23 protein-coding genes and 1 riboswitch are annotated in these 25223 nt (G+C 45.3%); of the genes, 1 reads left to right on the top strand and 22 read right to left on the bottom strand.

Annotated features, from left to right (window positions below; all coding sequences use genetic code 11):
- Positions 1-19: 19 nt before the first annotated feature.
- The 22 genes from RIN81_RS07220 to RIN81_RS07115 all read right to left on the bottom strand — a co-directional run bounded on the left by RIN81_RS07220 (position 20) and on the right by RIN81_RS07115 (position 23494).
- Positions 20-1582, bottom strand: a complete 1563-nt coding sequence (locus tag RIN81_RS07220; RefSeq protein ID WP_309088789.1) for a Na+/H+ antiporter NhaC family protein — start codon at positions 1580-1582, stop codon at positions 20-22.
- A gap of 117 nt (positions 1583-1699) precedes the next feature.
- The gene (gene yunB, locus RIN81_RS07215) at positions 1700-2431 is read right to left on the bottom strand and encodes a sporulation protein YunB (protein WP_309088786.1); all 732 of its coding nucleotides are present in this window, start codon (positions 2429-2431) and stop codon (positions 1700-1702) included.
- Between the two features lie 41 nt (positions 2432-2472).
- Complete coding sequence (locus RIN81_RS07210) at positions 2473-3828, bottom strand: bifunctional metallophosphatase/5'-nucleotidase (protein WP_309088784.1); 1356 nt, start codon at positions 3826-3828, stop codon at positions 2473-2475.
- 13 nt (positions 3829-3841) lie between these two features.
- Positions 3842-4651, bottom strand: a complete 810-nt coding sequence (locus RIN81_RS07205; protein ID WP_309088782.1) for a sulfite exporter TauE/SafE family protein — start codon at positions 4649-4651, stop codon at positions 3842-3844.
- A gap of 16 nt (positions 4652-4667) precedes the next feature.
- Positions 4668-5513, bottom strand: coding sequence for a DUF72 domain-containing protein (locus tag RIN81_RS07200; protein WP_309088780.1), 846 nt, complete (start codon positions 5511-5513; stop codon positions 4668-4670).
- Positions 5514-6467: 954 nt separating this feature from the next.
- Positions 6468-6800 (bottom strand): DUF1904 family protein, encoded by a 333-nt coding sequence (locus RIN81_RS07195; RefSeq protein ID WP_309088778.1) that lies wholly within the window; start codon positions 6798-6800, stop codon positions 6468-6470.
- A gap of 724 nt (positions 6801-7524) precedes the next feature.
- Positions 7525-8922, bottom strand: a complete 1398-nt coding sequence (sufB, locus tag RIN81_RS07190; protein ID WP_242234059.1) for a Fe-S cluster assembly protein SufB — start codon at positions 8920-8922, stop codon at positions 7525-7527.
- Positions 8923-9037: 115 nt separating this feature from the next.
- Positions 9038-9472: a Fe-S cluster assembly sulfur transfer protein SufU gene (sufU, locus tag RIN81_RS07185; protein ID WP_309088776.1), complete on the bottom strand. Its 435-nt coding sequence runs from the start codon at positions 9470-9472 to the stop codon at positions 9038-9040.
- Positions 9462-10691 carry a cysteine desulfurase gene (locus RIN81_RS07180; RefSeq protein WP_251269787.1) on the bottom strand — a complete coding sequence of 410 codons (1230 nt, stop codon included), beginning with the start codon at positions 10689-10691 and terminating at the stop codon, positions 9462-9464. Before RIN81_RS07180 ends, sufU begins: the two co-directional genes overlap by 11 nt.
- A complete protein-coding gene (gene sufD / locus RIN81_RS07175) occupies positions 10688-11998 on the bottom strand; it encodes a Fe-S cluster assembly protein SufD (RefSeq protein ID WP_309088774.1) in 1311 nt (436 codons plus the stop codon). The genes RIN81_RS07180 and sufD overlap by 4 nt, the downstream gene beginning before the upstream one ends.
- A 19-nt stretch (positions 11999-12017) precedes the next feature.
- Positions 12018-12794 carry a Fe-S cluster assembly ATPase SufC gene (gene sufC, locus RIN81_RS07170; RefSeq protein WP_309088772.1) on the bottom strand — a complete coding sequence of 259 codons (777 nt, stop codon included), beginning with the start codon at positions 12792-12794 and terminating at the stop codon, positions 12018-12020.
- A gap of 175 nt (positions 12795-12969) precedes the next feature.
- The gene (locus RIN81_RS07165; protein WP_309088770.1) at positions 12970-13131 is read right to left on the bottom strand and encodes a YuzK family famiily protein; all 162 of its coding nucleotides are present in this window, start codon (positions 13129-13131) and stop codon (positions 12970-12972) included.
- A 280-nt stretch (positions 13132-13411) separates the two neighbouring features.
- The gene (locus tag RIN81_RS07160; RefSeq protein WP_309088768.1) at positions 13412-14266 is read right to left on the bottom strand and encodes a MetQ/NlpA family ABC transporter substrate-binding protein; all 855 of its coding nucleotides are present in this window, start codon (positions 14264-14266) and stop codon (positions 13412-13414) included.
- 34 nt (positions 14267-14300) lie between these two features.
- A complete protein-coding gene (locus tag RIN81_RS07155) occupies positions 14301-14969 on the bottom strand; it encodes a methionine ABC transporter permease (RefSeq protein WP_309088766.1) in 669 nt (222 codons plus the stop codon).
- Positions 14962-15987 (bottom strand): methionine ABC transporter ATP-binding protein, encoded by a 1026-nt coding sequence (locus RIN81_RS07150; RefSeq protein WP_309088763.1) that lies wholly within the window; start codon positions 15985-15987, stop codon positions 14962-14964. Before RIN81_RS07150 ends, RIN81_RS07155 begins: the two co-directional genes overlap by 8 nt.
- Positions 15988-16058: 71 nt before the next feature.
- Positions 16059-16164: riboswitch (SAM riboswitch) on the bottom strand.
- An 88-nt stretch (positions 16165-16252) separates the two neighbouring features.
- Positions 16253-16549, bottom strand: a complete 297-nt coding sequence (locus RIN81_RS07145; RefSeq protein ID WP_242234068.1) for a thioredoxin family protein — start codon at positions 16547-16549, stop codon at positions 16253-16255.
- Position 16550: 1 nt separating this feature from the next.
- Positions 16551-16913, bottom strand: coding sequence for a toprim domain-containing protein (locus RIN81_RS07140; RefSeq protein WP_251269795.1), 363 nt, complete (start codon positions 16911-16913; stop codon positions 16551-16553).
- Positions 16914-17115: 202 nt separating this feature from the next.
- Positions 17116-17499: a glycine cleavage system protein GcvH gene (gene gcvH, locus RIN81_RS07135; RefSeq protein ID WP_251269796.1), complete on the bottom strand. Its 384-nt coding sequence runs from the start codon at positions 17497-17499 to the stop codon at positions 17116-17118.
- Positions 17500-17569: 70 nt separating this feature from the next.
- Entirely contained in the window at positions 17570-17920 is a 351-nt protein-coding gene (locus RIN81_RS07130; protein ID WP_309088760.1) for an arsenate reductase family protein, read from the bottom strand.
- A 296-nt stretch (positions 17921-18216) separates the two neighbouring features.
- Positions 18217-19983: an acyl-CoA dehydrogenase family protein gene (locus RIN81_RS07125; protein WP_309088758.1), complete on the bottom strand. Its 1767-nt coding sequence runs from the start codon at positions 19981-19983 to the stop codon at positions 18217-18219.
- Between the two features lie 14 nt (positions 19984-19997).
- Positions 19998-21176, bottom strand: a complete 1179-nt coding sequence (locus tag RIN81_RS07120; protein ID WP_309088756.1) for an acetyl-CoA C-acetyltransferase — start codon at positions 21174-21176, stop codon at positions 19998-20000.
- A 14-nt stretch (positions 21177-21190) separates the two neighbouring features.
- Positions 21191-23494 (bottom strand): 3-hydroxyacyl-CoA dehydrogenase/enoyl-CoA hydratase family protein, encoded by a 2304-nt coding sequence (locus RIN81_RS07115; protein WP_309088754.1) that lies wholly within the window; start codon positions 23492-23494, stop codon positions 21191-21193.
- Positions 23495-23678: 184 nt separating this feature from the next.
- Here RIN81_RS07115 and cls point away from each other — a divergent pair, with 184 nt between their 5' ends.
- Complete coding sequence (cls, locus tag RIN81_RS07110) at positions 23679-25205, top strand: cardiolipin synthase (protein WP_309088752.1); 1527 nt, start codon at positions 23679-23681, stop codon at positions 25203-25205.
- The last annotated feature ends 18 nt before the right edge of the window (positions 25206-25223 follow it).

Raw genomic sequence — 25223 nt, 5'->3', positions numbered from 1 at the left:
GTCTTTCTTCTAAAAAACTCTACTTTGTTCTTTTTAAAATAAAAGCAAACATAACTAGTAAAAGAATCGTCACGGCAAGCCCAAGAAATATATTTTCCGTAAAACCGAGCACAAGATAACCTGCTGCCGCCGCTAAAGCAGATACGAGCGCATAAGGAATTTGTGTCATCACGTGATCTATGTGATTGCTCCCTGCCCCGGTTGATGAGAGAATCGTTGTATCTGAAATCGGCGAGCAGTGGTCTCCAAATACAGCACCCGCTAAAACGGCTGCCAAAGCCGGTAATAAAAGCGAAATATCTGTTGCTGCTGCGATTTCACCGGCAATCGGAAGAAGAATCCCAAACGATCCCCAGCTTGTTCCGGTTGCAAAAGCCATAATACCGGCTGTCACAAACAAAATCATCGGCAAAAAGCCAATGTTCAAGTCGGATTTTTCTACAAGGCCGGCTAAATACGTGCCTGTTCCAAGCTCACCAATCAGCGCTACGATCGTCCACGCTAAAAACAAAATATACACTGCGGGAAGCATGGATTTAATGCCTTCGGCTATCCCTTTTCCTAATACAGCACCGGCTCCCTCAGGGAACACAGCGGCCTGTCGTGCAAAAACCACCAATGCTGTAATAAGCCCAATGACTCCGCCAATAAACAATGATTTTGCTACATCTGTGTTTTCAAAAATAGCAAAAATGTCTGCGCCTTCCCCTGCCGCTTTGGAGCCCGTAAAAAGCATAGCCGCGACCGTACCGATAATCAATGCTACAATCGGCCAGACAAGTCCGCCGATCGTACCGCGGTCACTCACCGGCAAATCTTCTTTTAGCTCACCAGGAATTTCACGGCCGCTGAATACCACTTCCCCTGTTTGAACAGCGCGATTTTCATGCTTTTTCATTGGACCAAAATCCCGGTTTAATACTGCTACAAGAAAAACCATTCCAAGTGCCGCCCAAACGTAATAATTCATAGGAATCATTTGCATAAACGCCGAGAAAGCTGTAAGATCCGTTACTTGATGAGCAGTTAAAATGGTGCCGATTAATCCTATAATGTAAGCACCCCAGCTTGAGACCGGCGCCACTACACAAACTGGAGCAGACGTCGAGTCAATGATATAAGCAAGCTTGGCCCGTGAAATACGATGGCGGTCGGTAATAGGCCGTGATACCTGGCCTACCGCCAGTGCATTAAAGTAATCATCGATAAAAATCAAAATACCAAGTAAAGCGGCCATTACTTGAGCACCGGTGCGTGACTTAACGCGCGTAACGGCCCATTCTCCAAAAGCACGGCTGCCGCCGGAAATGGTAATAAACGCTGTAACGATACCTAAAATAAGCAAAAAGAAAATAATATATAAATTCCATTCACTCCATTCAAATGCCCCATCTGTTCTTGTATACACATTACCAGATAGTGCTCCCCAAGCGATTGAGAATGTTTTCCCAATTTTAAAATCAGCAAGCAAAAAAGCTGCTGCCAGAATCCCAACGCCAAGCGATAAAAGCACACGGCGTGTTAAGATCACCATTACAATGGCCAGGACCGGCGGCAAAAGTGAAAAAATTGTGTTTTCCAAAAGTATTTCTCCTCCATTTTGTGCAATAAAAAAAAGCAATGGCTTATTGGCTGCATTGCCTTTATAGTTTATTCCGTTAACATCGTATCAAAAAACGCAAACCTTTTCTATGCTTTTTTATTTTGACGGTACATTAATGGCATCCGGATTATAGTAGTTGGGCACCGTTCCATGAACAAGCCCCATCGCTACAGGAAGTGTTTGTTTCACGACTGTTGTATCAACCGCAAATGGAACGATAACCTCTACGCTGACTTCAAGTTCAATGTATACTTCTACATAAGCAGAGTTAATACCGAACGGCTCCACTTTTGTTTCGACATTCGATGTAACGTCCCCGATGGCATGAAAGCGAATCGGAATACGCGGTCCAAGATTGCCAAGAATAGCGTTGTTTGTAATTTGTCCGAGCGGGATTGTGTAAGCAATCCCCTGCGCTCGCGCTGTTTCTTCCGTATCAATCTCGACACCTGAGATCTCTTCAAGTTCCGTTAAATTACCCGCTTCCGCTTTGTCCAGGTTTTCTTCAGCAAGATCAGTCACTTCGGCAAGCACCCTGTTGATCACTTCCGCGTTAAATGTCGTCGATCCTCCATCGCCTTTTTCAGTCGTCATGATATCTTTTATATTAAGATTTTCGGTAATTTCCTCACTGATCGCTTTTTGCAGAACCATTGAAGCAATTTTGTTCGTCTGTGCCTCAGCGAAGTTTAAAATGACTGGCTGAATATTCCGGTTGATCAGCCAAAGAACAAAAATAATGCCGGCTATAAAAAAAATAACAACAGTTAAAAAGCGGCGGCGGCCTGATGATGAAGCACGGCTCTTCCATTTTCTGCGCCTGCGCATAAAAAAACCTCCTTTTCCGCATTGTATGCGGGAAAGAAGGCTTATAGTTGCAGAAGCTTCCATTCCATAATATCGCGTAAAAATTCGGGCATGAAATACCGTTTGGATGAAGCCCGATGCAGTTCAACAAAGTAATGGCCATACGTAAACATATCAAGAGTCGCAACCTTGTACGTCCGCTTTATGTCGATCGGCTCACCGTTAACGAAAATATTCGGCTTATCGATCTCGATTCGATCATACACAAATCGGCCCATGACGCTTCCGCGAAAACCGAGCCCTTTAATTTGGAGATGAGGCCATTTTTCATCACATGTCTGCCGGATGACTTCTGCCAGCTCCGCCCCTGTCAATTCGATTAAACAAGGGTTTATAGGATGAGGCAGCAGTTTATGCAGGTCGTATTTTGTGATATCCCCTGCCGGCAAATTCCCCAATACGACGCCTGCATTTAAAAAAGAGCAGTCAGCTCCGCACCATTCTGTAAGTGCTTCGGTCAGCATTTGAGGAAGCGGAGACGGCTTAAACCAATCACTCCAAAGCTCTTTTTGAAGCCGTACAACCGGCACAGACAGGGCTTGTTTCCCCTTTTCTTCAAAGAGCGCCTGTTGCTTCTTTTCGTCTGTCGGAGGCGTAAGCAACCGGTTTGTTTCATATACACGGGCCCGTTTAGCGGCTATGCGGCCGGCTTTATCGATATCCACTTCTACGTGGCCGGTAAAATAGCCGTATTTGCCGGCTGCCGCCATCAATGTTCCATTTACTTCTTTTCCTTCATGAAACGTATGATGGGTATGCCCACCTAAAATAATATCCGCTTCTGTTTCTTCCGCCAGCTTTTCATCATCATACATCCCAAGATGAGAAAGCACGATTACAATATCTGCTCTCTTTTTCAGCATCGCAATTTGCTTTTTCAGCTCATCAATAGGAAGAGTGACGCACCAGTCCAAAAGTTCATAAAAAGCGGTGTACTGTGCAGTTGCAGACGTAACGGCAATCGTGGTGCTGCCTGCTTGAAAAAAAGTATGCGGTACAATCCAGTCCGGCCGCCTCTCTCCGTTTTTTTCAAACAAGTTGGCGCAAACAACCGGAAAGCGAGCCTGCTCGTACAGAGCGTTCAACGCTTCTCTTGGCATCGTAATTCCTTCATTGTTACCGATTGCAGCCGCATCAAACCGAGATGAATTCAGCAGCTCAATGTTGAAGGTGCCAAGCGTTCCTTCTGTTAACGGATGGGCCCGGTCCACATGATCGCCAATATCAAAAGCGAAAACGAACTCTCCGGCCGATTCGTGCAGTTCCCGCTTTTCCTTTAAAAAGCGGGCAATTCTTGGCCAATTTTCAAAATGGCTGTGTAAATCATTTGTATGGTAAATATGTATCGTTTTTTCCATGTTCATTCCACCTTTAATAAATGCCCTGCCAAATCAAGCGGACACCAACCAAAATCAAAACGAGACGAAGCATCATCACAACGGTTTTTGACGCCAGGCGAGCATTCAGCCAGGCACCAATTTGTGCCCCAAACCAGGCTCCGGGCACGAGCGCTGCTGCATAAAGCCAATTTACGTTTCCAAAAAATACGTGTGTCACACTCGATACGCCTGCTGATAAAAAAATAAGCAGCATCGATGTGGCAACGGCTACATGCGGGGGAACCGCAAACAGCATAATCATGGCGGGCACCATTAGCGAGCCGCCGCCGATGCCGAATAAACCGCCTAAAAAGCCGACCACAAATGAAGCGATCGTTCCGGTAATCGGCTCAATGGAATATGTATGAGTTCCTTCGTTGTCGGTAAATGTCCGGGTGAGGCCGCGCGATACAAACAGCGGCTTTGCCCGATTTTTCAACATAAGTACAAATGACATAAACACCATGAACGCGCCAAAAAACAAGCTGAACTGCTCCATGTCCAACCCTTTATTGGCCCAAGCCCCAAGCAGGCTTCCCGGCGCGCTGCCAATAAATAAAAGAAAGCCCAATTTATAATCCACTTTTTTCTGTTTCATGTAAGCAAGGGTTGAAGACAAGCCGGTAATAATTAAGATAACCGACGACGTACCCACTGCTGCTTGTGGGGAAACAGGGTCGAGCAGTGCCGTTCCGCCTAAAAAAAGCAGTGCAGGCACAATGATAATCCCGCCTCCAAGTCCGACGAGGGCGCCGATTGCTCCTGCGAGCAGGCCGATGCCGAGTAAAAGAATCCATTCCATTCTACATACTAGCCTCCTAAAACAAATCGAGCTGGCGCGAAGCTAAATTGTCATATTGAATATCAGCTAAATGTAAGAATTGCTTCGCATTATCCGCCGCATCACCGCCGGAATTATTGTTAAACAGCACGAAGACATCTTTTGACTGTTTATGGAGTTTATTCGTAAAATCCACCCACTGCCGTAATTCATGCTCATTGTAGCGATACAGATAGCGCACCTTGCGCCAATTTTTCTGACCGTTTTTCCGCCAGCCTGCCCGGTTGCGTCCATGCAGGCGGACCAGCGTTTTTTCTTTGTTCGTTGCTTGAAGCACAATAGGAATTGAGCCTTCACCGGCCTGCGGCTCATCGCATACCGTATGAATCCAGTTCTCCTGTTCTAAAAAAGAAATCGTTTTATCAAAATACTTGGCTTCATACCAGGTTTGATTCCGAAATTCAATAGCAAGCGGGACATTCCCCATTTTTTCCTGGCAATACCGAATATACGTCACGTTTTCACGCGTGCAGTCGAACCAGGGTGGAAACTGAAACAACACCATGGCGAGCTTTCCTGTTTCGAGCATTGGTGTGAGCGATAAGTTAAATGCTTGAAACATCTCTTCTTTCGAGTCAAACGGAATTTCGCCCCGTTCATGGCCGGTCATTCCCTGGTATGCTTTAACTACAAATTGAAAGCCGTCCGGCGTGTCCTCTGTCCATTTCCGCATGTTGCGCTCCGGCTGTACAGCATAAAAGCTGGAGTCAAGTTCAACGGTTGGGAAATGCGCTGCGTACTCGGTTAATTTATCGCGGGAAGCGACCCCTTGCGTGTAAAGTGTGTCATGATCTCCCCAGCCGGTTACCCCTGTATAAATCATCTCGTATCACCTCGTAGTAAGAGTGTAGCATAACTAAGAAAGGCTGTGAATTTCCAGCATCCCAAATACCAGCTCTTTATTTTACTTTTCTTTCTCAAAAAGAAGATGGCATTCTCCAAAGATGCACTTCGTAAATCCCGCCTCTCTTTTCTTCTTCAAAAAAGCGACTTGCAGTATGATTTCTTATTACCCTTTCTCCTTCTCATTGACTCCTCATTACTTTTTCCTTTATTTATAAATGTTTTCATTTTACCCTGGCAATCAAAAAGACCAAACCATGCAAGTGGTTTGGTCTTTCAGTGTGTCTCTTGCAGTATGTAGGCAAAGTCTTTCGCTTTTAACAAAGAGCCGATCAGTGAAGCCTGCCGGACTTCGCGCCCCTTAGGGCATTGTGGGAGCCTCCTCGGCTGCGCCTGCGGGGTCCCCCGACTCACTGTACTTCCCGCAGGAGTCTTCGTCCGGCAGGCTTCACTAAGTGGTGTTGAAAATCTTTAAGCAAGGACCGAATAGAGCTTTTCCCTTTTGTAAACAGAAAGACACGGCCTTATTCGCTCTATACCATCTTGTCGCAAGCCACTTGGCGGCGGGAGGGCAGCGCAGACTCCTATGGGACTAGCTGGAAGCTGAGACTGGTGGAGCCGGGTTCAGCGCCTGCCCCATGGAAAGCGGAGCTCCCTGGACACCGCGCTCCATCCTATTCATATGCACGATCGTTCATATAATCTGGTCTACAGTCTGGATCGAACCACGCAGGTGGTCTGGTCTTGGAACAGCTGTGATACACCGTTTAACCGAATGAATTTAAGAATCGTACCAAGTCCTGGCAAGCATCGAATTCAACAACTTAAAAAATCCACCCGTACCCCAGCCTCTTTATTCATTCCTTATTAGATACTATTTTACTTCAATAAGGGGCAGCAACGATTCCCCCTTATCTTTCCACCCATGTTTCCTTTAGTCCCCGACTCTTTCGCCATTAATATAATAAGCAGGCTCGGAGAAAGGAATAAACACGACTTCTATTTCGTCAGCACCTGTTGACATAATATGTCTGGTAACGGACTGGGCGAATCGGTCGCGAGCTTCTTGCCCGCGTTCAAACCATTTTACTTCAATAAGCGGGAAAGCCGGAATCTCTTCCCCATCAAATACAAACGTGGAATGAGGCACTTCAAACGTAAAATTATCCGTCCCGCATTCACAAATTTCTGCAAGCTCTTCTACTAATGGCTTGCTGATTCTTTTCATCTCCTCAATCGATACCCCTCGAATCACTAAGTGCGGCACTTGTATTCCCTCCATTATGTATGATCATTTGTTAGCTCTCTGCTGAAAAGTTTATATCAAATCTTTCTATAATCAAAGCCTTTCCTTCTGTTCCATACTGCAGGTGCGACCCAAAGTGACCCCGGTTAGTAGAACTCCATTAGTCACTGCCTGTTATTTTGGTTTTATTAAGATCGCAGCTTTCTTGATGAAAAATGGCTGCCTGTATAGGACCTGATAAGATTATAGTCGATAAACAAATAAGAAGGGATGATTACAACACTGTCATCCTGACAACGTTAAAAAATTCTTTTTATTGCTCAAATAAAACAGCCCCTGATTTAGTACGTGAATGGACGCGACTTAAACTGAAGATGGTATCATTTCCTGAAATTATCATGATCTAACAACTTCTCTTATTCGCGAAACAATGCAAGATTATCTCAAAAAAGACGGCGTTGAATATAGCAAAAGCACTCATGATTTAAATATACAGACGTGGTTCTATTTTTTAAAACAGGGAAAAGCCTTAAATATACCTTAAATCGCTTGGAGCATAAGACCTTCAAGACAAGATCGTATACTTACCTTCGATCCTACAAAAAAATAAAAAAGACGAACTGGATAAGTCCGCCGAACACCTTTCAGAATGAAATCCAATCGAACTTGGTACATTCTTGGTATGCGGCTGATTTATCACAGTTCGCCTTCTATTAAAAGCCTTATGAATAAGGGTTTTTCGGTATTAACCGATAGAACCTTCCATCTCAAATTTAATGAGGCGGTTCATTTCAACAGCATATTCCATTGGAAGCTCTTTTGTAAATGGCTCGATGAAGCCCATAACGATCATTTCTGTTGCTTCTTCTTCAGAAATACCACGGCTCATCAAGTAGAACAATTGCTCTTCAGACACTTTTGATACTTTGGCTTCGTGCTCAAGAGAAATATTGTCATTTAAGATTTCATTGTATGGAATCGTATCTGATGTTGATTTGTTATCCATAATAAGTGTATCGCACTCGATATTTGAGCGGGCGCCTTCTGCTTTACGGCCAAAGTGAACGATACCACGGTATGTTACTTTTCCGCCTTGTTTTGAGATCGATTTTGATACGATTGTGGATGATGTATTTGGTGCAAGGTGGATCATTTTTGCCCCTGCATCCTGATGCTGTCCTTTACCGGCAAGAGCGATCGAAAGCGTCATACCGCGCGCCCCTTCGCCTTTTAGGATAACAGCTGGATATTTCATTGTCAGTTTAGAGCCGATGTTTCCATCTACCCATTCCATTGTGGCGTTTGCTTCACAAACGGCACGCTTCGTTACCAGGTTGAATACGTTATTCGCCCAGTTTTGAATCGTTGTATAGCGGCAGTATCCTCCCGCTTCAATCGCAATTTCTACAACCGCTGAGTGAAGTGAGTTTGTTGTGTAAACAGGAGCTGTACAGCCTTCAACGTAATGTACACTTGCATCTTTATCAACGATGATTAATGTACGCTCAAACTGGCCCATATTTTCTGAATTGATACGGAAGTACGCCTGAAGCGGCGTATCCACTTTCACGCCCGGCGGAACATAGATGAATGAGCCGCCTGACCAAACAGCCGAATTTAGCGCAGCAAATTTGTTGTCTGTCGGCGGAATGATTTTCGCCCAGTACTTGCGGAAAATGTCTTCGTTCTCTTTCAAAGCAGAATCCGTATCTTTAAAGACAATGCCAAGCTCTTCTAAATCTTCTTTCATGTTGTGGTATACAACTTCAGATTCATACTGTGCTGAAACACCTGCAAGATATTTTTGTTCCGCTTCCGGAATTCCAAGCTTGTCAAACGTTTGCTTGATTTCGTCCGGTACTTCATCCCATGATTTCTCTGAGCGTTCAGAAGGTTTTACATAATACGTAATTTCATCAAAGTTAAGAGACGCCATATCGCCTCCCCATTGAGGCATCGGCATATTATAAAAATACTCTAATGATTTTAAACGGAAATCGAGCATCCATTGTGGTTCATCTTTCATTTTCGAAATTTCTTTTACGATTTCAGGCGTTAATCCACGTTCCGAACGGAAAATGGATACGTCGCGATCATGGAAGCCATATTTGTAATCGCCAATTTCAGGGGCTTTTTTAGCCATGCTGCATTCCTCCTGTTATTATGGCAGGCTGACGATAAACGCTCGCTTTCAGGGGTACCTGATGTTCGCGGCGTGAACCCTCAGCCTGCTCTTTTATTTATTCGTTATTTATCGTTTATTTTTGGTCCTGGAGTCCTTTTTCCATTGCTTTCCACGATAGTGTCGCACATTTGATGCGGGCCGGGAATTTTGCCACTCCCTGCAGCGCTTCAATGTCGTCAAGGTCTACATCGTCCGGGTAGTCATTGCCGAGCATCATGTCAGAAAAAACTTGAGACAGCTTGATGGCATCCTCGATGTTTTTCCCCTTGATCGCCTGTGTCATCATGGAAGCAGAAGCCATGGAAATCGAGCAGCCTTCACCGTCAAATTTCGCGTCCGTGACAACCCCGTTTTCTACATTCATCGTCAAATGAATCCGGTCTCCGCATGTTGGGTTATTCATATCAACGGTCACACTGCCGTCTTCAATGGCCCCTTTGTTGCGCGGATTTTTATAATGGTCCATAATCACCTGACGGTACAACTGATCTAAATTATTAAAAGACATCTGAGAAATACTCCTTCGTTTTTAACAAACTGGCGGCAAGTCTGTCGATATCTTCTTCGGTATTATACAAGTAAAAGCTTGCACGTGCTGTGGCAGATACTTTGCACCATTTCATTAGCGTTTGTGCGCAGTGATGCCCTGCACGAACAGCGATGCCTTCCGCGTCAAGAACCGTCGCCACATCATGCGGATGAACATCATCTAAATTAAATGTTACCACACTTGCGCGGTCTTTTCCTCTTTTCGGACCGAAAACAGAAATTCCCGGAATCTCCGTTACTTTATCCATGGCGTAAGCAGCAAGCTTATGCTCATGCTGCTCGATTGCATCCATGCCGATTTCTGTTAAGAAGTCGATGGCTGCGCCAAGCCCGATGGCTCCGGCAATAATCGGTGTGCCGCCTTCAAATTTCCATGGAAGTTCTTTCCATGTTGATTCGTACAAGCCGACAAAGTCAATCATTTCTCCGCCGAATTCAATTGGTTCCATTTCCTCTAAAAGTGCTTGTTTTCCATACAATACTCCAATGCCGGTTGGACCGCACATTTTATGGCCGGAAAAAGCAAGGAAATCACAGTCAAGCTGTGCGACATCAACTTTCATATGAGGAGCCGCCTGAGCTGCATCCACTACCATAACTGCTCCGTTTTCGTGAGCAATTTTCGTAATTTCTGCAATCGGGTTAATGGTACCGAGCACATTTGATACCATCATCACCGATACAATTTTTGTGTTAGGCGTGACGGTTTTTCGGACATCCTCTAAAGAAATGGTTCCGTCTTCCTGTAGAGGAATGTACTTTAAAGTAGCTCCTGTTGCTTTGGCAACCTGCTGCCACGGAATGATATTGGAGTGATGCTCCATCATCGTAATAACGATTTCGTCGCCTTCTTTTACGTTCGTACGCCCGTAGCTTTGAGCGACAAGATTCAATGCTGTCGTTGTTCCGCGCAGAAAAACAATTTCCTTTGTAGAAGCTGCATTAATAAACTTGCGTACTTTTTCACGTGCGCCCTCATACAAATCCGTCGCCCGGTTGCCGAGCGTATGCACGCCGCGGTGCACATTCGAATTTGCATAACGGTAATAATGATCAAGCGCTTCAATCACTTGAACGGGCTTTTGGGAAGTGGCCGCGCTGTCAAGATAAACGAGTGGATGACCGTTCACTTCTTGATCAAGAATGGGAAAGTACTTTTTCAGTTCTTTCGCATTCATTGGCGAACTTTCCTTTCAATAACCCCTGTCAATTGCTTTTTCACATTTTCGATTGGCAGGTTGTTTACGACTGGGGCCAGGAAGCCGTGAATCACAAGGCGTTCTGCTTCTTGTTTCGTAATACCGCGGCTCATTAAGTAGTAAAGCTGAAGCGGATCAACACGGCCAACAGAAGCAGCATGTCCTGCTGTAACATCATCTTCATCAATCAAAAGGATTGGGTTCGCGTCACCGCGAGCTTTTTCACTCAACATAAGTACGCGTGATTCCTGCTCAGCGTTTGATTTTGAAGCACCATGCTCGATTTTGCCAATGCCATTAAAGATTGATTTTGCTTCATCTTTCATTACACCGTGCTTTAAGATGTAGCCTTCTGTATGCTTGCCGAAATGAACAACCTTTGTTGTAAAGTTCATTGACTGCTTGCCACGGCCGACCACTACTGTTTTTGTATCAGCAAAGGAACCATCGCCAATCAAGTTTGTCACATTTTCTGAAACGGTATTTCCATCATTCATGATACCAAGTGACCAGTCAATACGCGCATTTGGCGACGTAATACCGCGACGGTTCACGTATGTTGTCATATTTTCAGCTAATGTGTCAACGGCGCCGTATGAAACTTGTGCGTTATCGCCAGCGATCACTTCTGTCACGATATTCGCTACGCCTTGCTCTGTTTTCACTGTGGAAATGTAGTTTTCTACATATGTCACCTTACTGTTCGCATCCGCTGCCACAATAACATGGTTGAACAGCGCAGCCTGCGCATCGTCGTGAATGAAAACAGCTTGAATAGGCTCTTGAATTTCAACATTTTTAGGCACGTATAAGAATACACCGCCGTTTACAAGCGCTGCATGAAGAGCGGTTAATTTATGCTCATCTGCTTTGACCACCTGCTGCATAAAGAACTTTTGGAAAACTTCGCTGTGTTCTCTTGCGGCTGTTGAAAAATCAGTAAAAATGACACCTGCTTCTTTTAATTCAGCCGATACGTTTAAAATAGACGGCGTATTGTTGCGCTGTACATAAATGTTTTGTGAAGCTGTTTCTTCACCAATAACCGCTTGTGCAGCCTGTGGCAGCTGAGTAAGCTGGGTATACGCTGCACTTTGTACGCTGTGGGCGCCAAACTCGGTAAAGTTCCATTTATCGATTTTCGTTTTATCCGGCTTTGGAAGCGGAAGATCTGCCGCCTTGTTAAACGCATCCAGACGAAGGTTTAACAGCCATTCTGGTTCGTTGTTTGCAGCTGAAAAATCGCGGATTGCTGATTCATCAACTGACCATTTTGTTTCTGTCATGTTTGCTCCTCCTATACAATTACTGTACCGTTTCGTCTTCGATGCCAAGTTCCTGCTTGATCCAGTCATATCCTTCTGCTTCAAGGCGTTCCGCTAGTTCCGCTCCACCGGATTTCACGATTTTACCCTGCATCATAACATGAACATAATCAGGTGTAATGTAGTTCAGAAGACGCTGGTAGTGCGTAATCATAAGGCAGCCAAAATCTTCGCCGCGCATTTTATTGATTCCTTTTGAAACCACTTTTAATGCATCGATATCAAGACCGGAGTCGATTTCGTCAAGGATCGCAATTTTCGGCTGAATTGTCATTAATTGAAGAATTTCGTTGCGCTTTTTCTCACCGCCGGAGAAACCTTCGTTTAAGTAACGCTGTGCCATATCCTGGTCCATATCAAGAACGTCCATGTTTGCATCCATTTGGCGGATAAATTTCATGAGGGAAATTTCATCGCCTTCTTCACGGCGTGCGTTTACAGCTGAACGAAGAAACTCAGCGTTTGTAACACCTGTAATTTCACTTGGGTACTGCATCGCAAGGAAAAGACCCGCACGTGCGCGCTCATCTACTTCCATCTCAAGCACGTCTTCACCATCGAACGTGATCGAACCTTCTGTTACTTCATATTTAGGGTGGCCCATGATTGCAGATGAAAGAGTAGATTTACCTGTTCCGTTCGGTCCCATGATCGCATGGAACTCGCCGCCTTTGATTTCGAGGTTGACCCCTTTTAAAATTTCTTTTCCGTCGATTGAGACGTGAAGATTTTTGATTGTTAACGTTGATTGTGACATCTTTTACCCTCCGTATTCATCGGCCGAGAAAACCGATTGTGTCTATTCTCAATTTATTCTCATTACAATCTTATAACAAATGAAATTTATATTCAACTTAGGAAAACGATTAAATAAAGTATTCTCAAATAAAAGCAGAAAAACCGGTTGTACAACCGGTTTTTCTGCTTATTCATTAGGAAAGGTGATTGGTAAATTTACGATTAAAGTCAGCAACCATGCGTCTTGACTGTTGATAGTCTTCCTCGCGGTTCTGCTCAATATCCATTCTCACTTCATGCTTCTGATTGTACTCTGCATAGCCGACACCATGCGATGCATGCATGGCTTTTTCCATACCTTCTGTGTACTTCATATCAAGTGAGTTACTAATGGGGAATCAATCCTTTTCGTTTTTTTTTGAAGACCTGGCTTTCGTTCTCTATCCTACCAGAGTCTTGCCAGGAGGCACAAAAGCCGTATGGCTTCTTCCAGCCTTCTCACACCGGGTGAGCTTCATTACACTCCTTTATATAACCGCTGTCTCCGAATATAAACCTTTTACGCCCAAATTCTAAATTGTCAGAAAATAAAACAGGTAAAAAAAAGCGCCTGGCTGCATACCAGGCGCTTTTTCATTATTCTGTAACCGGAACGACTGCTCCGTTCCATTCTTTTGTAATGAAGTCTTGAACTTCTTTTGATTTCAATACTTCAACCAAGGCTTTGATTTTCTCTGAATTTTCATCACCCGTACGTGTAACAATTAAGTTTGCATATGGTGAATCTGTGCTTTCAATCGCAACAGAATCTTTTGTCGGGCTGATGCCAGCATCAATGGCATAGTTTGAGTTAATCACAACTGCATCGCCTTCTTCGTTATTGTAAATTTGCGGAAGAAGCGCTGGCTCGTAATCATAGTCAAACTTAAGACCTTTTGGATTTTCAGCAATATCCTCAAGTGAAGCTTGAGTCTTATCGATGCCATCTTTGATTTTGATTAAACCTTCTTTTTCTAAAAGCATCAATACACGGCCATGCTCAGCAACTGAGTTACTTAGGATGATCGTAGCGCCTTTTGGAAGATCTTTCAGGCTTTTATATTTTTTTGAGTAAACAGCCATTGGCTCAAGGTGAATAGCGCCAGCATTTGCAAAGTCATATCCTTGTTCCTTCTCCTGAAGCTCAAGGTATGGGATGTGTTGGAAGTAGTTTGCATCTAAATCGCCTTCTTCAAGCGCTGTGTTTGGAAGTACGTAGTCCTGGAACGTTTCAATTTGCAGGTCGTAGCCTTGTTCTTTTAAGATTGGCTTTGCCTGCTCCAAAATAACTGCGTGCGGTGTGTTAGATGCTCCGACAACAATTGTTTTATCGTCTTCAGATGAACCGCCTGAAGCTGATTCCTTATCTTCCGCTTTGTCCCCGCCGCCGCAAGCTGCAAGCACAAGCATAATGGCAGCTGTTAACAAGCCTAGAAGCCATTTTTTATTCATGGTTACATTCCTCCTAAAAAATAAATATATTTTATTAGCGTTTATCAAGCTTACGGACAGCCGTATCGCCGATAAACTGGATAATAAACACGATAATTAAAATCACAATCGTGGCCATTAAAGTCACATCACTGCGGCTGCGCTGGAAACCATCTAAGAAAGCAAGGTTCCCAAGACCGCCTGCCCCAATCACACCTGCCATTGCCGTATAGCCGACAAGAGCGATGGCTGTGACCGTTAAGCCAGATATAAGAGCCGGCAGTGATTCTGGGATCAGCACTTTGCGGATGATCGTCCAAGTGGAAGCTCCCATTGCGCGGGCTGCTTCAATAACGCCACGGTCAATTTCGCGAAGGGCAATCTCAACCATACGAGCGTAAAACGGTGCTGCTCCAATAATTAAAGCAGGCAGTGCCGCGTTTTCACCAATGATCGTCCCTAATAATGCTTTTGTAAATGGAATCAGCAGCACGATCAATATAATAAACGGAATCGAACGGAACACATTGACAATAACGGCGGTGATGCTATACACTGCTTTGTTCTGCCAGAGCTGTCCTTTTGATGTTAAAAACAACAGCAGTCCAAGTAGTATCCCTAAAACGAAGGTAATCACAACAGAAATACTGGTCATATAAAGTGTTTCATAGGTTGCTTCCCACATTTTTTCCCAGTCAACATTCGGAAACCATTGTTCAATCATACTCAATCACCTCCGAATCAACTTGCTGGGCATCCAAAAAGGCGACTGCCTTGTTCACTTCAGACGAATCGCCTGTAATTTGAACAAACAGCGTACCATACGCGCCATTTTGTGTTTGAGAAATTTTCCCCTGCAAAATGTTTACTCCGACATTAAACGAACGAATCAATTCAGTTACAACCGGCTGTTCCACCGAAACGCCTACAAATGTCAGCTTGACGATTTTCCCTTCCGGATGCTCGGTAAGGAGGTGCTGAACCGTTTCTTTTGATTCCTCTGGTTCGGTGATCTGCTGAACGAACCGCTTCGTAATTGGCTGCTCCGGACGACGGAACACATCGAGTACCGGACCAAGTTCTACAATATTACCATTTTCCATTACGGCTACCCGATGGCAGATTTTTCGAATAACGTGCATTTCGTGCGTAATAAGCACAATCGTTAATCCAAGACGCTGGTTGATATCGACAAGAAGCTCCAAAATAGAGTCCGTTGTCTGTGGATCGAGAGCTGATGTTGCTTCGTCGCAAAGAAGCACTTTTGGATTGTTCGCAAGTGCCCGGGCAATGCCGACCCGCTGTTTTTGACCGCCGGAGAGCTGTGACGGGTATGAGTCGCCACGGCCTTGAAGGCCAACGAGCTCAATTAATTCATCCACACGCTTAGTGCGTTCTGCTTTGCTAACGCCCGCAATTTCAAGAGGAAATGCAATATTCTCCCGTACGGTGCGTGACCAAAGTAAGTTGAAATGCTGAAAGATCATGCCGATTTCCTGGCGTGCTTTCCGAAGTTCAGATCCTTTGATCGTTGAGATCTTCCGCCCCGCTACGGTTACGGATCCTTCCGTCGGTGTTTCAAGCCCGTTCAACATACGGATCAGTGTACTTTTACCTGCGCCACTGTAGCCAATCATGCCAAAAATTTCGCCTTCCTGGATGGATAAATTTATATTATCGACTGCTTTAACCGGACCATTCTTCGTTTGAAATATTTTTTTTGCCTGCTCAATAAAAATCACGGGATCACTTCCTTTCCACAAAAAAAGCCTGACTGTCATAATGACAGAAAGGCGTTTTTGACGTTTCCTTTCTCTCATCTTCCGAAACATGCTGCTTCGTGTGATTTGGCACCTTTTCCTGTAAAGACGGTTGCCGGGCGTCATCGGGCACATTCCCTCAGCCACTCTTGATAAGAGTCGTTTTAATTTATGAATGGATTTTACCACCGTCTGAATACATATGTCAACAAAACATTCTGTAATTCCGACAATATTCGACGGCCTGTTAAAGTGACCTTATTTCTTCATATATATATGGAACTGACTGAAAAGCATAAATTTTCTTTTTTAATACACCCTGCTCAAATAAAAGAAGACACGGAACGCTCTCGATCTCAAAACGATGAGCGATTTCTTCGTAATAGTTTATATTGATGCGTTGGAGCGGCACATCTGTATTCATCGCTTCAACAACATCAAGCATTTTCCCTGCTACCTGGCATGTACCGCACATCGATGTATACACATAAAGAGCCGATTTAGGCTTGGCTGTATATTCCAGGATTGATTCAGCTGTTTTCATTTTAATGATGTGTTCCTTCCTGCTGTAAATACTCACCGCGCACGTCAATATCAGCCCCCATTAGGAGAGCCGCTAAATAACGGTGCGGCGCCGCAGCCACTTCTTTGTATCCTCGGTCAATGTAAAGGTGCCGGGCATGAGGAAGCTCGCGCTTAAACTGCTGGCGCAGCTTTTCTCCTGATGCATCGGCATCGACTAAAATGTATACGTCCCGCTCGAATAATTGCTCTACCAATTCATCAAGACGCGCGACACCGATTGTTCCATTGGTGCAAATAATATCTACCGGTTCTTTTACAATTTCAGCCACCCGTTTCCGATCAGATGACCCTTCGACGATAATTGTTTTTTCTACCATCATCACCAATCACCCCGCTGCACATTATACTTCTATTGTGGCGCGTTTTCGCCCAAAATGCAAAAAAGAAGGAGGCCCGGCGGCTAATAATATGGAATAAAAGCGACATCCTTCCACTTGTGCTTTTATTTCCCGTGACGTATAAGCCCCTCGTACTGCCTGGTGCCAGACAAAAGCAAAAAGACCGGCACGATGCCGGTCCCCATGTTTAGTCTTCTTTTGTCATTTCTGCGTATTGCTCTGCTGTCATTAAAGCATCAATTTGAGAAGCATCAGAAGGTTCGACAACAATCATCCATGCTTTTTCATATGGTGATTCATTCACAAATTCAGGATTGTCATCAAGCTCTTCGTTAATTTCTACCACTGTACCGCTGACAGGTGCATACAACTCGGAAACCGTTTTAACAGATTCTACGCTGCCGAATGGTTCGTTAACTGTTACCGTATCGCCAACAGACGGAAGCTCAACAAAAACAATATCACCGAGTTCTGCTTGAGCAAAATGAGTGATACCGACCCGTACTTTCCCGTCTTCTTGTTTTACCCATTCATGTTCTTCAGAATAACGCAGCTCTTTAGGTAAGCTCATGAGTATGTACCTCCAGATAAGAATAATTTCACTTTACACTTTACTGATTATGAAGATGGAAAGCAAGAAATCACTGCCATTTTTGTGCATAGTCCTCTTCTTTAAAACCTACTGTTACCTTATCATTGTTTATAGCAAGCGGGCGCTTAATGAGCATGCCATCGGAAGCAAGCAAATCAAGCAGCTCATCATCATTTGCTGTTGCGACTTTTTCTTTTAAACCAAGCTCACGGTATTTTTGGCCGCTTGTATTAAAAAACTTTTTCAGTGGAAGACCGCTTTTTTCGTACGCATCTTTTAATTCTGCTTTTGACGGCGGTGACTCCACAATATGAATGGCTTCATATGAAATATTATGCGCGTCCAGCCACTTTTTTGCATTGCGGCATGTACCGCATTTTGGATACCAGTAAAACTTCATTTCCTATCACCTCATCACATCCATTTCGACATAAGCCTCTAAAATCCTTTTTCAAAGAAATGGATTCCGGCGGACGGCCGTAAAAAGCTGCCTCAGTGTGTAGACAAAGTTTTTCGCTTTTAAAAAAGGGCCGATAAGGGAAGCCTGCCGGGCTCAGCGCCTGCCCCATGGAAAGCGGAGCTGCCTGGACGCCGCCGATCCAACCCATTCATGCGCACGATCGATCATCCATATCATTTGTCTACAGTCTGCGGCGGCAAAAGCCGCCTCTTTTTAAAAGAAGGCGGCCGCATTTGTTACACCGTATATTTTAGGGATAGATTCAGCCTGTCGGCAGCTTCACGCTTTTTGGCAATAACATTAACAGGGGTATGGCGGCTGAGCTTGCGCAGGGCAGACAGCATCATGCGTAAAGCGTCTCCGGACTCGACAGCAGTGAGCGTTTCTTTTGCATGGGCTTCTATTTCATTGAATGCTTCCTGGCAGAAAATTTCGGTATAAAGTACTTTTTGGCTGTTTTTTTCTTCGCCCGATACACTGATCGCTTTTTCTGTCCGCAGCACGGCCGACTCCATCGCATACACCAGATTTGCCAGATCTGCAATGTTGGCGAGCACTTCCTGTTCAGATTCGAGCGATGTACCATACGTTTTAGCTGCAAGCCCGGCAGCGAGCAGCGTTATTTTTTTAGCCCTTTTCACAAGCGTTTTTTGTTGGTCGAGCACCTCATTTCCCGGCTCTTCCGGCAGCAGCATCATGATTTCGTCCTGCAGCTCTTTGGCTCGTTCAAAAAGCGGCAGTTCCCCTTTTATCGCTCTTTTAACCAGTGTGCCTGGCACAAGCAGCCGGTTAATTTCATTGGTTCCTTCAAAAATCCGGTTAATACGGGAGTCCCGGTACATGCGGGCAATTTCGTATTCCTCCATAAACCCGTATCCGCCGTGGATCTGCACACCTTCGTCTACCATATAATCCAGCACCTCTGAGCCGAAAACCTTGCCAAGAGAGCATTCGACCGCGTATTCAGCGATAGAGGAAGCGACTGCTTTTCCGTCCTTTTGTTCCTCAGCCGTTAAGCCGCTCATCCGCTCTTCAAAAAGACCAACCGTCCGATAAATGGCACTTTCCGCTGCATACAGTTTAGCTGCCATCGTACCGAATTTTTCTTTCATAAGAGGAAACTGGGCAATAGGCGTTTTAAATTGTTTTCGTTCCGCGGCATATTTCAAAGAAATATCAAGTGCCCGCTTGGCGCTTCCAACAGCGCCGACACCAAGCTTATAACGGCCAATGTTTAAAATATTAAAGGCAATGACATGCCCGCGTCCCGCTTCACCGAGCAGGTTTTGGACCGGCACCTGTGCATCTGACAAAATAAGGGTTCTCGTTGAAGAGCTTTTAATGCCCATTTTATCTTCTTCCGCTCCGGTCGATACACCTGGATATTGCTTTTCAACGATAAAAGCTGAAAAGTGTTCGCCATCAATTTTCGCATACACAATAAACACGTCTGCAAAAGCAGAATTGGTAATCCACTGCTTCTCGCCATTTAAAATATAGTGAGTTCCGGCTTCATTCAGCCGGGCAGTCGTTTTCGCCCCAAGAGCATCTGATCCAGATCCGGGTTCAGTAAGCGCATAGGCGGCAAAGCGGATGCCGGCAGCAAGATCTGGGAGATACGCTTTTTTTTGATCTTCATTGCCAAACAACACGATCGGCAGCGAGCCGATACCGACATGCGCTCCGTGTGAGATCGAAAATCCGCCGGCAGCGGCCAGTTTTTCTGCGATTAACGCTGAGCTTATTTTATCAAGGCTTAAGCCTCCGTATTCTTCCGGTACATCTGCGGCAAGGAGCCCAAGTTCTCCTGCTTCCTGCAGCAGCTTTACCGACCGGTCAAATTCATGCTTTTCAAGAAAGGGCACCTGCGGCATGACGCTGTTTAGCACAAATTCTTCTGTTGTTTTAGCAATCATTTTCTGTTCGTCTGAAAATTCTTCCGGGGTAAATACTGCGCTGTATGGAACGTCTTCGATTAAAAAGGAACCACCTTTTGCTGCCATATCTTTTCCCCCTTTTACATAATCCGTTCAAATACACCAGCGGCTCCCATTCCGCCGCCAATACACATTGTGACTACGCCGAACTGCCCGCCGCGCCGTGCTAATTCATGAATAAGCGTTAATGTCAGCTTCGTGCCTGTACAGCCAAGCGGGTGGCCAAGGGCAATGGCCCCCCCGTTTACATTCACTTTATCCATATCAAGGCCCAGCGTCTGTATGACGCCAAGCGTCTGGGAAGCAAAGGCTTCGTTTAATTCAAACAAGTCAATATCTTTAAGATGAAGTCCTGCCATTTTCAAGGCTTTTGGTATAGCGGCGACTGGACCGATGCCCATCACTTCCGGCGGTACACCCGCGACCGCAAAGGAACGAAACTTGGCAAGTGGTTTTAAGCCAAAGGCATCCGCCTGCTCCCGCTCCATGACCATGACCGCCGCGGCTCCGTCAGATGTCTGGGACGCGTTTCCTGCTGTGACGGATCCAGCAGCAGAAAAAGCAGGACGAAGCTTGGCGAGTGCTTCCATAGATGTTTCGCGGCGCACACCTTCATCCATTGAAAAAGTGACTTGCTCTTCCTGTACGCGCAAACCCTCTCCTATGTGCCGGAATGTAACGCCCACCGGTACAATTTCGTCGTTAAATTTTCCTTCGGCAATGGCGCGGCCGGCTTTTTTATGGCTTTCAACAGCAAAGGCATCCTGATCTTTACGGGAAACGCCATACTTTTTGGCGACTTCTTCTGCAGTATGGCCCATGGACATATAGTACTGGGGCATTTCTTCAGCGATTTTTACGTTAAGACGAGCTACATGCCCCATCATCGGGACAAGGCTCATCGATTCCACTCCGCCAGCGATAATCGTTCGGGCATGGCCGAGCATAATCCGCTCTGCCGCATACGCAATGGACTGAAGGCCGGATGAACAGTACCGGTTAATGGTTACGGCCGGCACGTCATGCGGCAGGCCGGCAAGCGCCCCAATATTCCGGGCTACATTTAATCCCTGTTCGGCCTCAGGCATCGCGCAGCCGATAATCAAGTCATCAATGTCTCCGCTGTATTCTCCTGCCCGTTTTACTGTTTCCCGCACAACAAGTGCACCGAGATCGTCCGGACGTGTATGGCGGAGTGTTCCTTTTTTAGCCCGGCCGACCGGTGTCCGCGCCCCTGCTACAATCACCGCTTCTTTCATTGAAATCCCCCCTTTTAGTTGCGAAGTGGCTTCCCTTTCAGGAGCATATGCTGCATGCGCTGCTGTGTTTTCGGCAAGGCGGCCAGCTGTAAAAACGCCGCTCGCTCAAGCTTCAGCAAATACTCTTCTTCTACTTCTGTTCCAAACGGCACTCGTCCTCCGGCAATGACCCAGGCGAGTTTTTGGGCAATTTCAAAATCATGGTCGGAAATAAAACCTGCTGTGTGCATGGACCGGGCTCCCATCAGCATCGTGGCATAACCCGTTTCTCCGGTGACCGGAATTTTTTTTCGAATCGGCGCTCTATATCCTGTATCTGCTAAGTGAAGCGCGGCTTTTTTTGCGTCATAAAGCACATGGTCGCCGTTTAAACTGATTCCGTCAGATCGATAAAGAAACCCGTGTTTGCGTGCTTCTGCTGCTGAAGTAGATACGTTTGCCAGGGCAATCGTTTCGAACGCTTTGTTTGCAGCCGCCTGAAGATCTTCCCCGGGCATTTGGTTCAAGCAGCGGATGTAAAGTTCTTTATTGCCTCCTCCTCCGGGAATCAGGCCAACGCCAGCTTCAACAAGACCTATATACGTTTCATGGGCGGCCTGGATGTGGGCGGCCGGCAGGCATACTTCCGCTCCGCCGCCGAGCGTCATACCAAACGGTGCGGCTACAACAGGCTTTGGGCTGTATTTAATATTCATCATCGCCTGCTGAAACTGCTTAACTGTTGCTTCAATTTCCCAAAGATCCTCATCCTGCGCCGCCATTAAAATAAGCGCCAGATTTGCACCGACACAAAAGTTTTTGCCCCGGTTGCCGATCACGAGGGCCTGGTAGTTTTTCTCCACTTCTTCTATCGAGAGATTGATCATTTGAATAATATCGGGACCAATTGCGTTGTTCGGCGAAGTAAATTCAAGCAGCGCTGCCCCGTCGCCGATATCATGCAGCCTTGCTCCACTGTTTTCCTTGATGACAGCTGTTCCTTTTGGCAAATAAATCACTTTTTTGTCCTGAGGTATAGGCTTATAGGATTTGGTCAGAGGATCGTAATAACAATCATATTTATAAAAGGAATCTTTCATTTCTTTTACCCAGGCCGGCACCTTCAGCCCTTCTGCTTCCATCCTGGCAATGGATTCGTTTCGGCCGATTTGGTCCCAGATTTCAAATGGGCCTTCCTTCCAGCCAAACCCCCACTTCATTGCCCGGTCAATCGCAACAATATCGTCGGCGATTTTTCCGGTAAGCGCTGCCGAGTAAAGAAGCGTCGGAGCAAGTACCCGCCAAAGAAAAGTACCCGCCTTGTCTTTGGCGTACAGGAGTGTTTTCCATTTGGCCGATCCTTTTTGCTGCTTGGCACGTTCTATTGAATCCGCTTTCAACTTCTTGCGTGGACCGTATTCCATCGATTGGGCATTCAGCTCTAAAATCGTTTGTTCTTCTTTCTTAAAAAAACCCTGCCCTGCTTTTGCCCCAGTCCAGCCGTTTTTCTGCATTTGCACAAGCAGTTTTGGCACTGTAAATACGACTTTTTCCTCTCCATCCGCCTGTTCATATACATTTTTCGCTACATGAATAAATGTATCGATCCCCACTACATCAAGCGTACGAAAAGTTGCGCTTTTCGGTCTTCCAATGAGCGGTCCTGTAACCGAATCTGCTTCTCCGAATGAGAGATTCATTTCCTCCATGACGTGCATTGTTTTTAACAAGCCGTACGTGCCGATCCGGTTGGCAATAAAGTTAGGTGTATCTTTTGCCATCACCACTCCTTTGCCAAGGATGTTCTCCCCAACTGATTTCATAAAATCAGTCACATCCGGGTCGGTATAAGGTGTGGGAATCAGTTCAAGCAGCTTTAAATACCTGGGTGGATTAAAAAAGTGTGTACCAAGAAAATGTTTTTTTAAATCCTCGCTGCGTCCTTCAGTCATCGCTTCAATCGAAATGCCGGATGTATTGGAAGAAACGATACTTCCGGTTTTGCGATGGACATCTACAAGCGCTAAAATATCTTTTTTTACATCAAGCCGCTCAACAACCACTTCAATGATCCAGTCTGCATCCGCTAATTTGTCTGCGTCGTCTTCAAGGTTACCTGCTTTAATCAGGGCAGCATACTCTTTTAAAGCAAGCGGAGCCGGTTTTTGTCCAGACAGCTCCCGAATTGCTTTTTCGGAAAGAGAGCTGCGGTTCTTTTCACCTTCTAATACCCGGTCAAGAAGCAAAACGGGAATACCTGCATTGGCTAAATGAGCAGCAATACCTGAACCCATGACTCCTGATCCGATCACAGCCGCTTTACGAATAAGCTGAATCACAAACGAGCCCCCTTTTTGAATGAATACTCATTCATTTATCTTATTTAAACTATAACGCACCCTTTTTTAAATTTCAACGGTCGCATCAATGAAATTTTTGGGTAAACTAATGGAAACATTGATAAAGTGCTTTCTTTTCGGGTAAATCCGTCAGGGACAAGCATTGTAAAAGGATGGGGCAGTCATGAGAGAAAAGATTGTACAACTGTTTGTACTGGTCATTTGTATGGGCTTAATTTATTTTTCGATTCGTTTTTATTCCAATGAGTTATCGGTTGCCTTTACGTATTTAGCTGTGGGGGTTTCCGTTTTAGTTGTTATAAATCTCCTTCTGTTTGATTCACGCGGGACCAACTCAAAGGTGGCATGGAGTGCCATTGTCCTTGCATTTCCGCTTGCCGGCGCTGTCTTGTATGCCGTATTTGGCCGGGATCCAAGAAGACGGCTGTTGCCGAAGCAGGTTGTCTCGGAAACCGTTAAATTTATTACCACTATGCGTCATCTAGGAAAAGAATGGGATGTATCTGACCAGCTTCCAGAGGCGAAAAATATTCGAAATATGACCGGCTTCGAGGCGATGTCTGGCAATAAAGTAGATGTTTTAACGAACGGTGATGAAACGTTTCCAGCAATTTTAGATGCGATTCGGCACGCGGAACACCACATTCATATTCAATATTATATTTTCCGGGACGATAATATTTCTATTCAAATTCGCGATGCGCTTATTGAACGGGCAAAAGCGAACGTTCATATCCGTTTTCTTTTTGACGGTCTTGGCTGTTCAAGCCTGCCAAAATCTTTTTTAAAGCCGATGCGTGATGTGGGCATCGAAGCGTATGCATTTGATTCGATTATATCCCCATGGCTCACGCGTACTGCTAACTTGCGCAATCATCGTAAAATGGTCGTTGTGGATGGGCATACCGGCTTTACAGGCGGACTGAATGTCGGTGAAGAATATTGCAGCAACGCCCCTCAATTTAAAAAGTGGCGGGACACCCATATCCGTATTCATGGACCAGCTGTTCACCAGCTGCAGGAAGCATTTATAACAGACTGGATCCACGCAACAGGAGCAAAATCATCCTTGCTTGACGAATTGAAAGAACCGTTTCGATTTGAAGCTTATTTTCCCGCAAAAGTGGATGAAGCCGATCAAATGGTGCAAACCGTTTACGGCGGCCCCTATAATGAAGAACGTGACGTCCGGGATGCGATGCTAGAAATGATTCAATCCGCTGAAAAATCAATTTGGCTTACCACTCCATACTTTGTGCCGGATGATGAAGCGCTGGCGGCTATTCGTGTAGCAGCCAGAAGCGGGAAAGACGTGCGCGTTATTGTACCGGGAAAAGGCGACAGGGCGATTTCATTTTATGGAACGAATTCTTATTTTAAAGATTTGCTTAGCGCCGGTGTAAAAGTGTTTGCTTACCGGGATGACTCGTTTACGCATGCAAAAGTGCTGCTGATTGACAATGTGCATGCGATTGTAGGAACAGCAAATTTTGACGTTCGGAGCTTTCGATTAAATCATGAACTTATGACGTTTTTATATAACCGAACCCCCGCTGTAGAAAAACTTGAAATTGATTTTCTCCATGACTTTGCTGATTCTGTACCCGTTACTCGCGAACGCTTTGAGCACCGGACCTTCTTTAAGCGGATTGGAGAATCACTGGCCCGTCTGCTGTCTCCCATTTTATAAAAAATCGGCTGCCTGATA

It is taken from the genome of Domibacillus sp., assembly GCF_031181085.1.
Classification (GTDB): domain Bacteria; phylum Bacillota; class Bacilli; order Bacillales; family Domibacillaceae; genus Domibacillus.
Note: the sequence above shows the minus strand (reverse complement) of the source record. Positions and strands in the feature narration are given on the sequence as shown.

Excerpts from the sequence above, each read along its gene's own strand:
- yunB (WP_309088786.1), bottom strand. The coding sequence starts at position 2,431 with ATGCGCAGGCGCAGAAAATGGAAGAGCCGTGCTTCATCATCAGGCCGC.
- RIN81_RS07210 (WP_309088784.1), bottom strand. The coding sequence starts at position 3,828 with ATGGAAAAAACGATACATATTTACCATACAAATGATTTACACAGCCAT.
- RIN81_RS07205 (WP_309088782.1), bottom strand. The coding sequence starts at position 4,651 with ATGGAATGGATTCTTTTACTCGGCATCGGCCTGCTCGCAGGAGCAATC.
- RIN81_RS07200 (WP_309088780.1), bottom strand. The coding sequence starts at position 5,513 with ATGATTTATACAGGGGTAACCGGCTGGGGAGATCATGACACACTTTAC.
- sufB (WP_242234059.1), bottom strand. The coding sequence starts at position 8,922 with ATGGCTAAAAAAGCCCCTGAAATTGGCGATTACAAATATGGCTTCCAT.
- sufU (WP_309088776.1), bottom strand. The coding sequence starts at position 9,472 with ATGTCTTTTAATAATTTAGATCAGTTGTACCGTCAGGTGATTATGGAC.
- RIN81_RS07180 (WP_251269787.1), bottom strand. The coding sequence starts at position 10,691 with ATGAATGCGAAAGAACTGAAAAAGTACTTTCCCATTCTTGATCAAGAA.
- sufD (WP_309088774.1), bottom strand. The coding sequence starts at position 11,998 with ATGACAGAAACAAAATGGTCAGTTGATGAATCAGCAATCCGCGATTTT.
- sufC (WP_309088772.1), bottom strand. The coding sequence starts at position 12,794 with ATGTCACAATCAACGTTAACAATCAAAAATCTTCACGTCTCAATCGAC.
- RIN81_RS07165 (WP_309088770.1), bottom strand. The coding sequence starts at position 13,131 with ATGGAAAAAGCCATGCATGCATCGCATGGTGTCGGCTATGCAGAGTAC.
- RIN81_RS07160 (WP_309088768.1), bottom strand. The coding sequence starts at position 14,266 with ATGAATAAAAAATGGCTTCTAGGCTTGTTAACAGCTGCCATTATGCTT.
- RIN81_RS07155 (WP_309088766.1), bottom strand. The coding sequence starts at position 14,969 with ATGATTGAACAATGGTTTCCGAATGTTGACTGGGAAAAAATGTGGGAA.
- RIN81_RS07145 (WP_242234068.1), bottom strand. The coding sequence starts at position 16,549 with ATGAAAACAGCTGAATCAATCCTGGAATATACAGCCAAGCCTAAATCG.
- gcvH (WP_251269796.1), bottom strand. The coding sequence starts at position 17,499 with ATGAGCTTACCTAAAGAGCTGCGTTATTCTGAAGAACATGAATGGGTA.
- RIN81_RS07130 (WP_309088760.1), bottom strand. The coding sequence starts at position 17,920 with ATGAAGTTTTACTGGTATCCAAAATGCGGTACATGCCGCAATGCAAAA.
- RIN81_RS07125 (WP_309088758.1), bottom strand. The coding sequence starts at position 19,983 with ATGGCAGCAAAAGGTGGTTCCTTTTTAATCGAAGACGTTCCATACAGC.
- RIN81_RS07120 (WP_309088756.1), bottom strand. The coding sequence starts at position 21,176 with ATGAAAGAAGCGGTGATTGTAGCAGGGGCGCGGACACCGGTCGGCCGG.
- cls (WP_309088752.1), top strand. The coding sequence starts at position 23,679 with ATGAGAGAAAAGATTGTACAACTGTTTGTACTGGTCATTTGTATGGGC.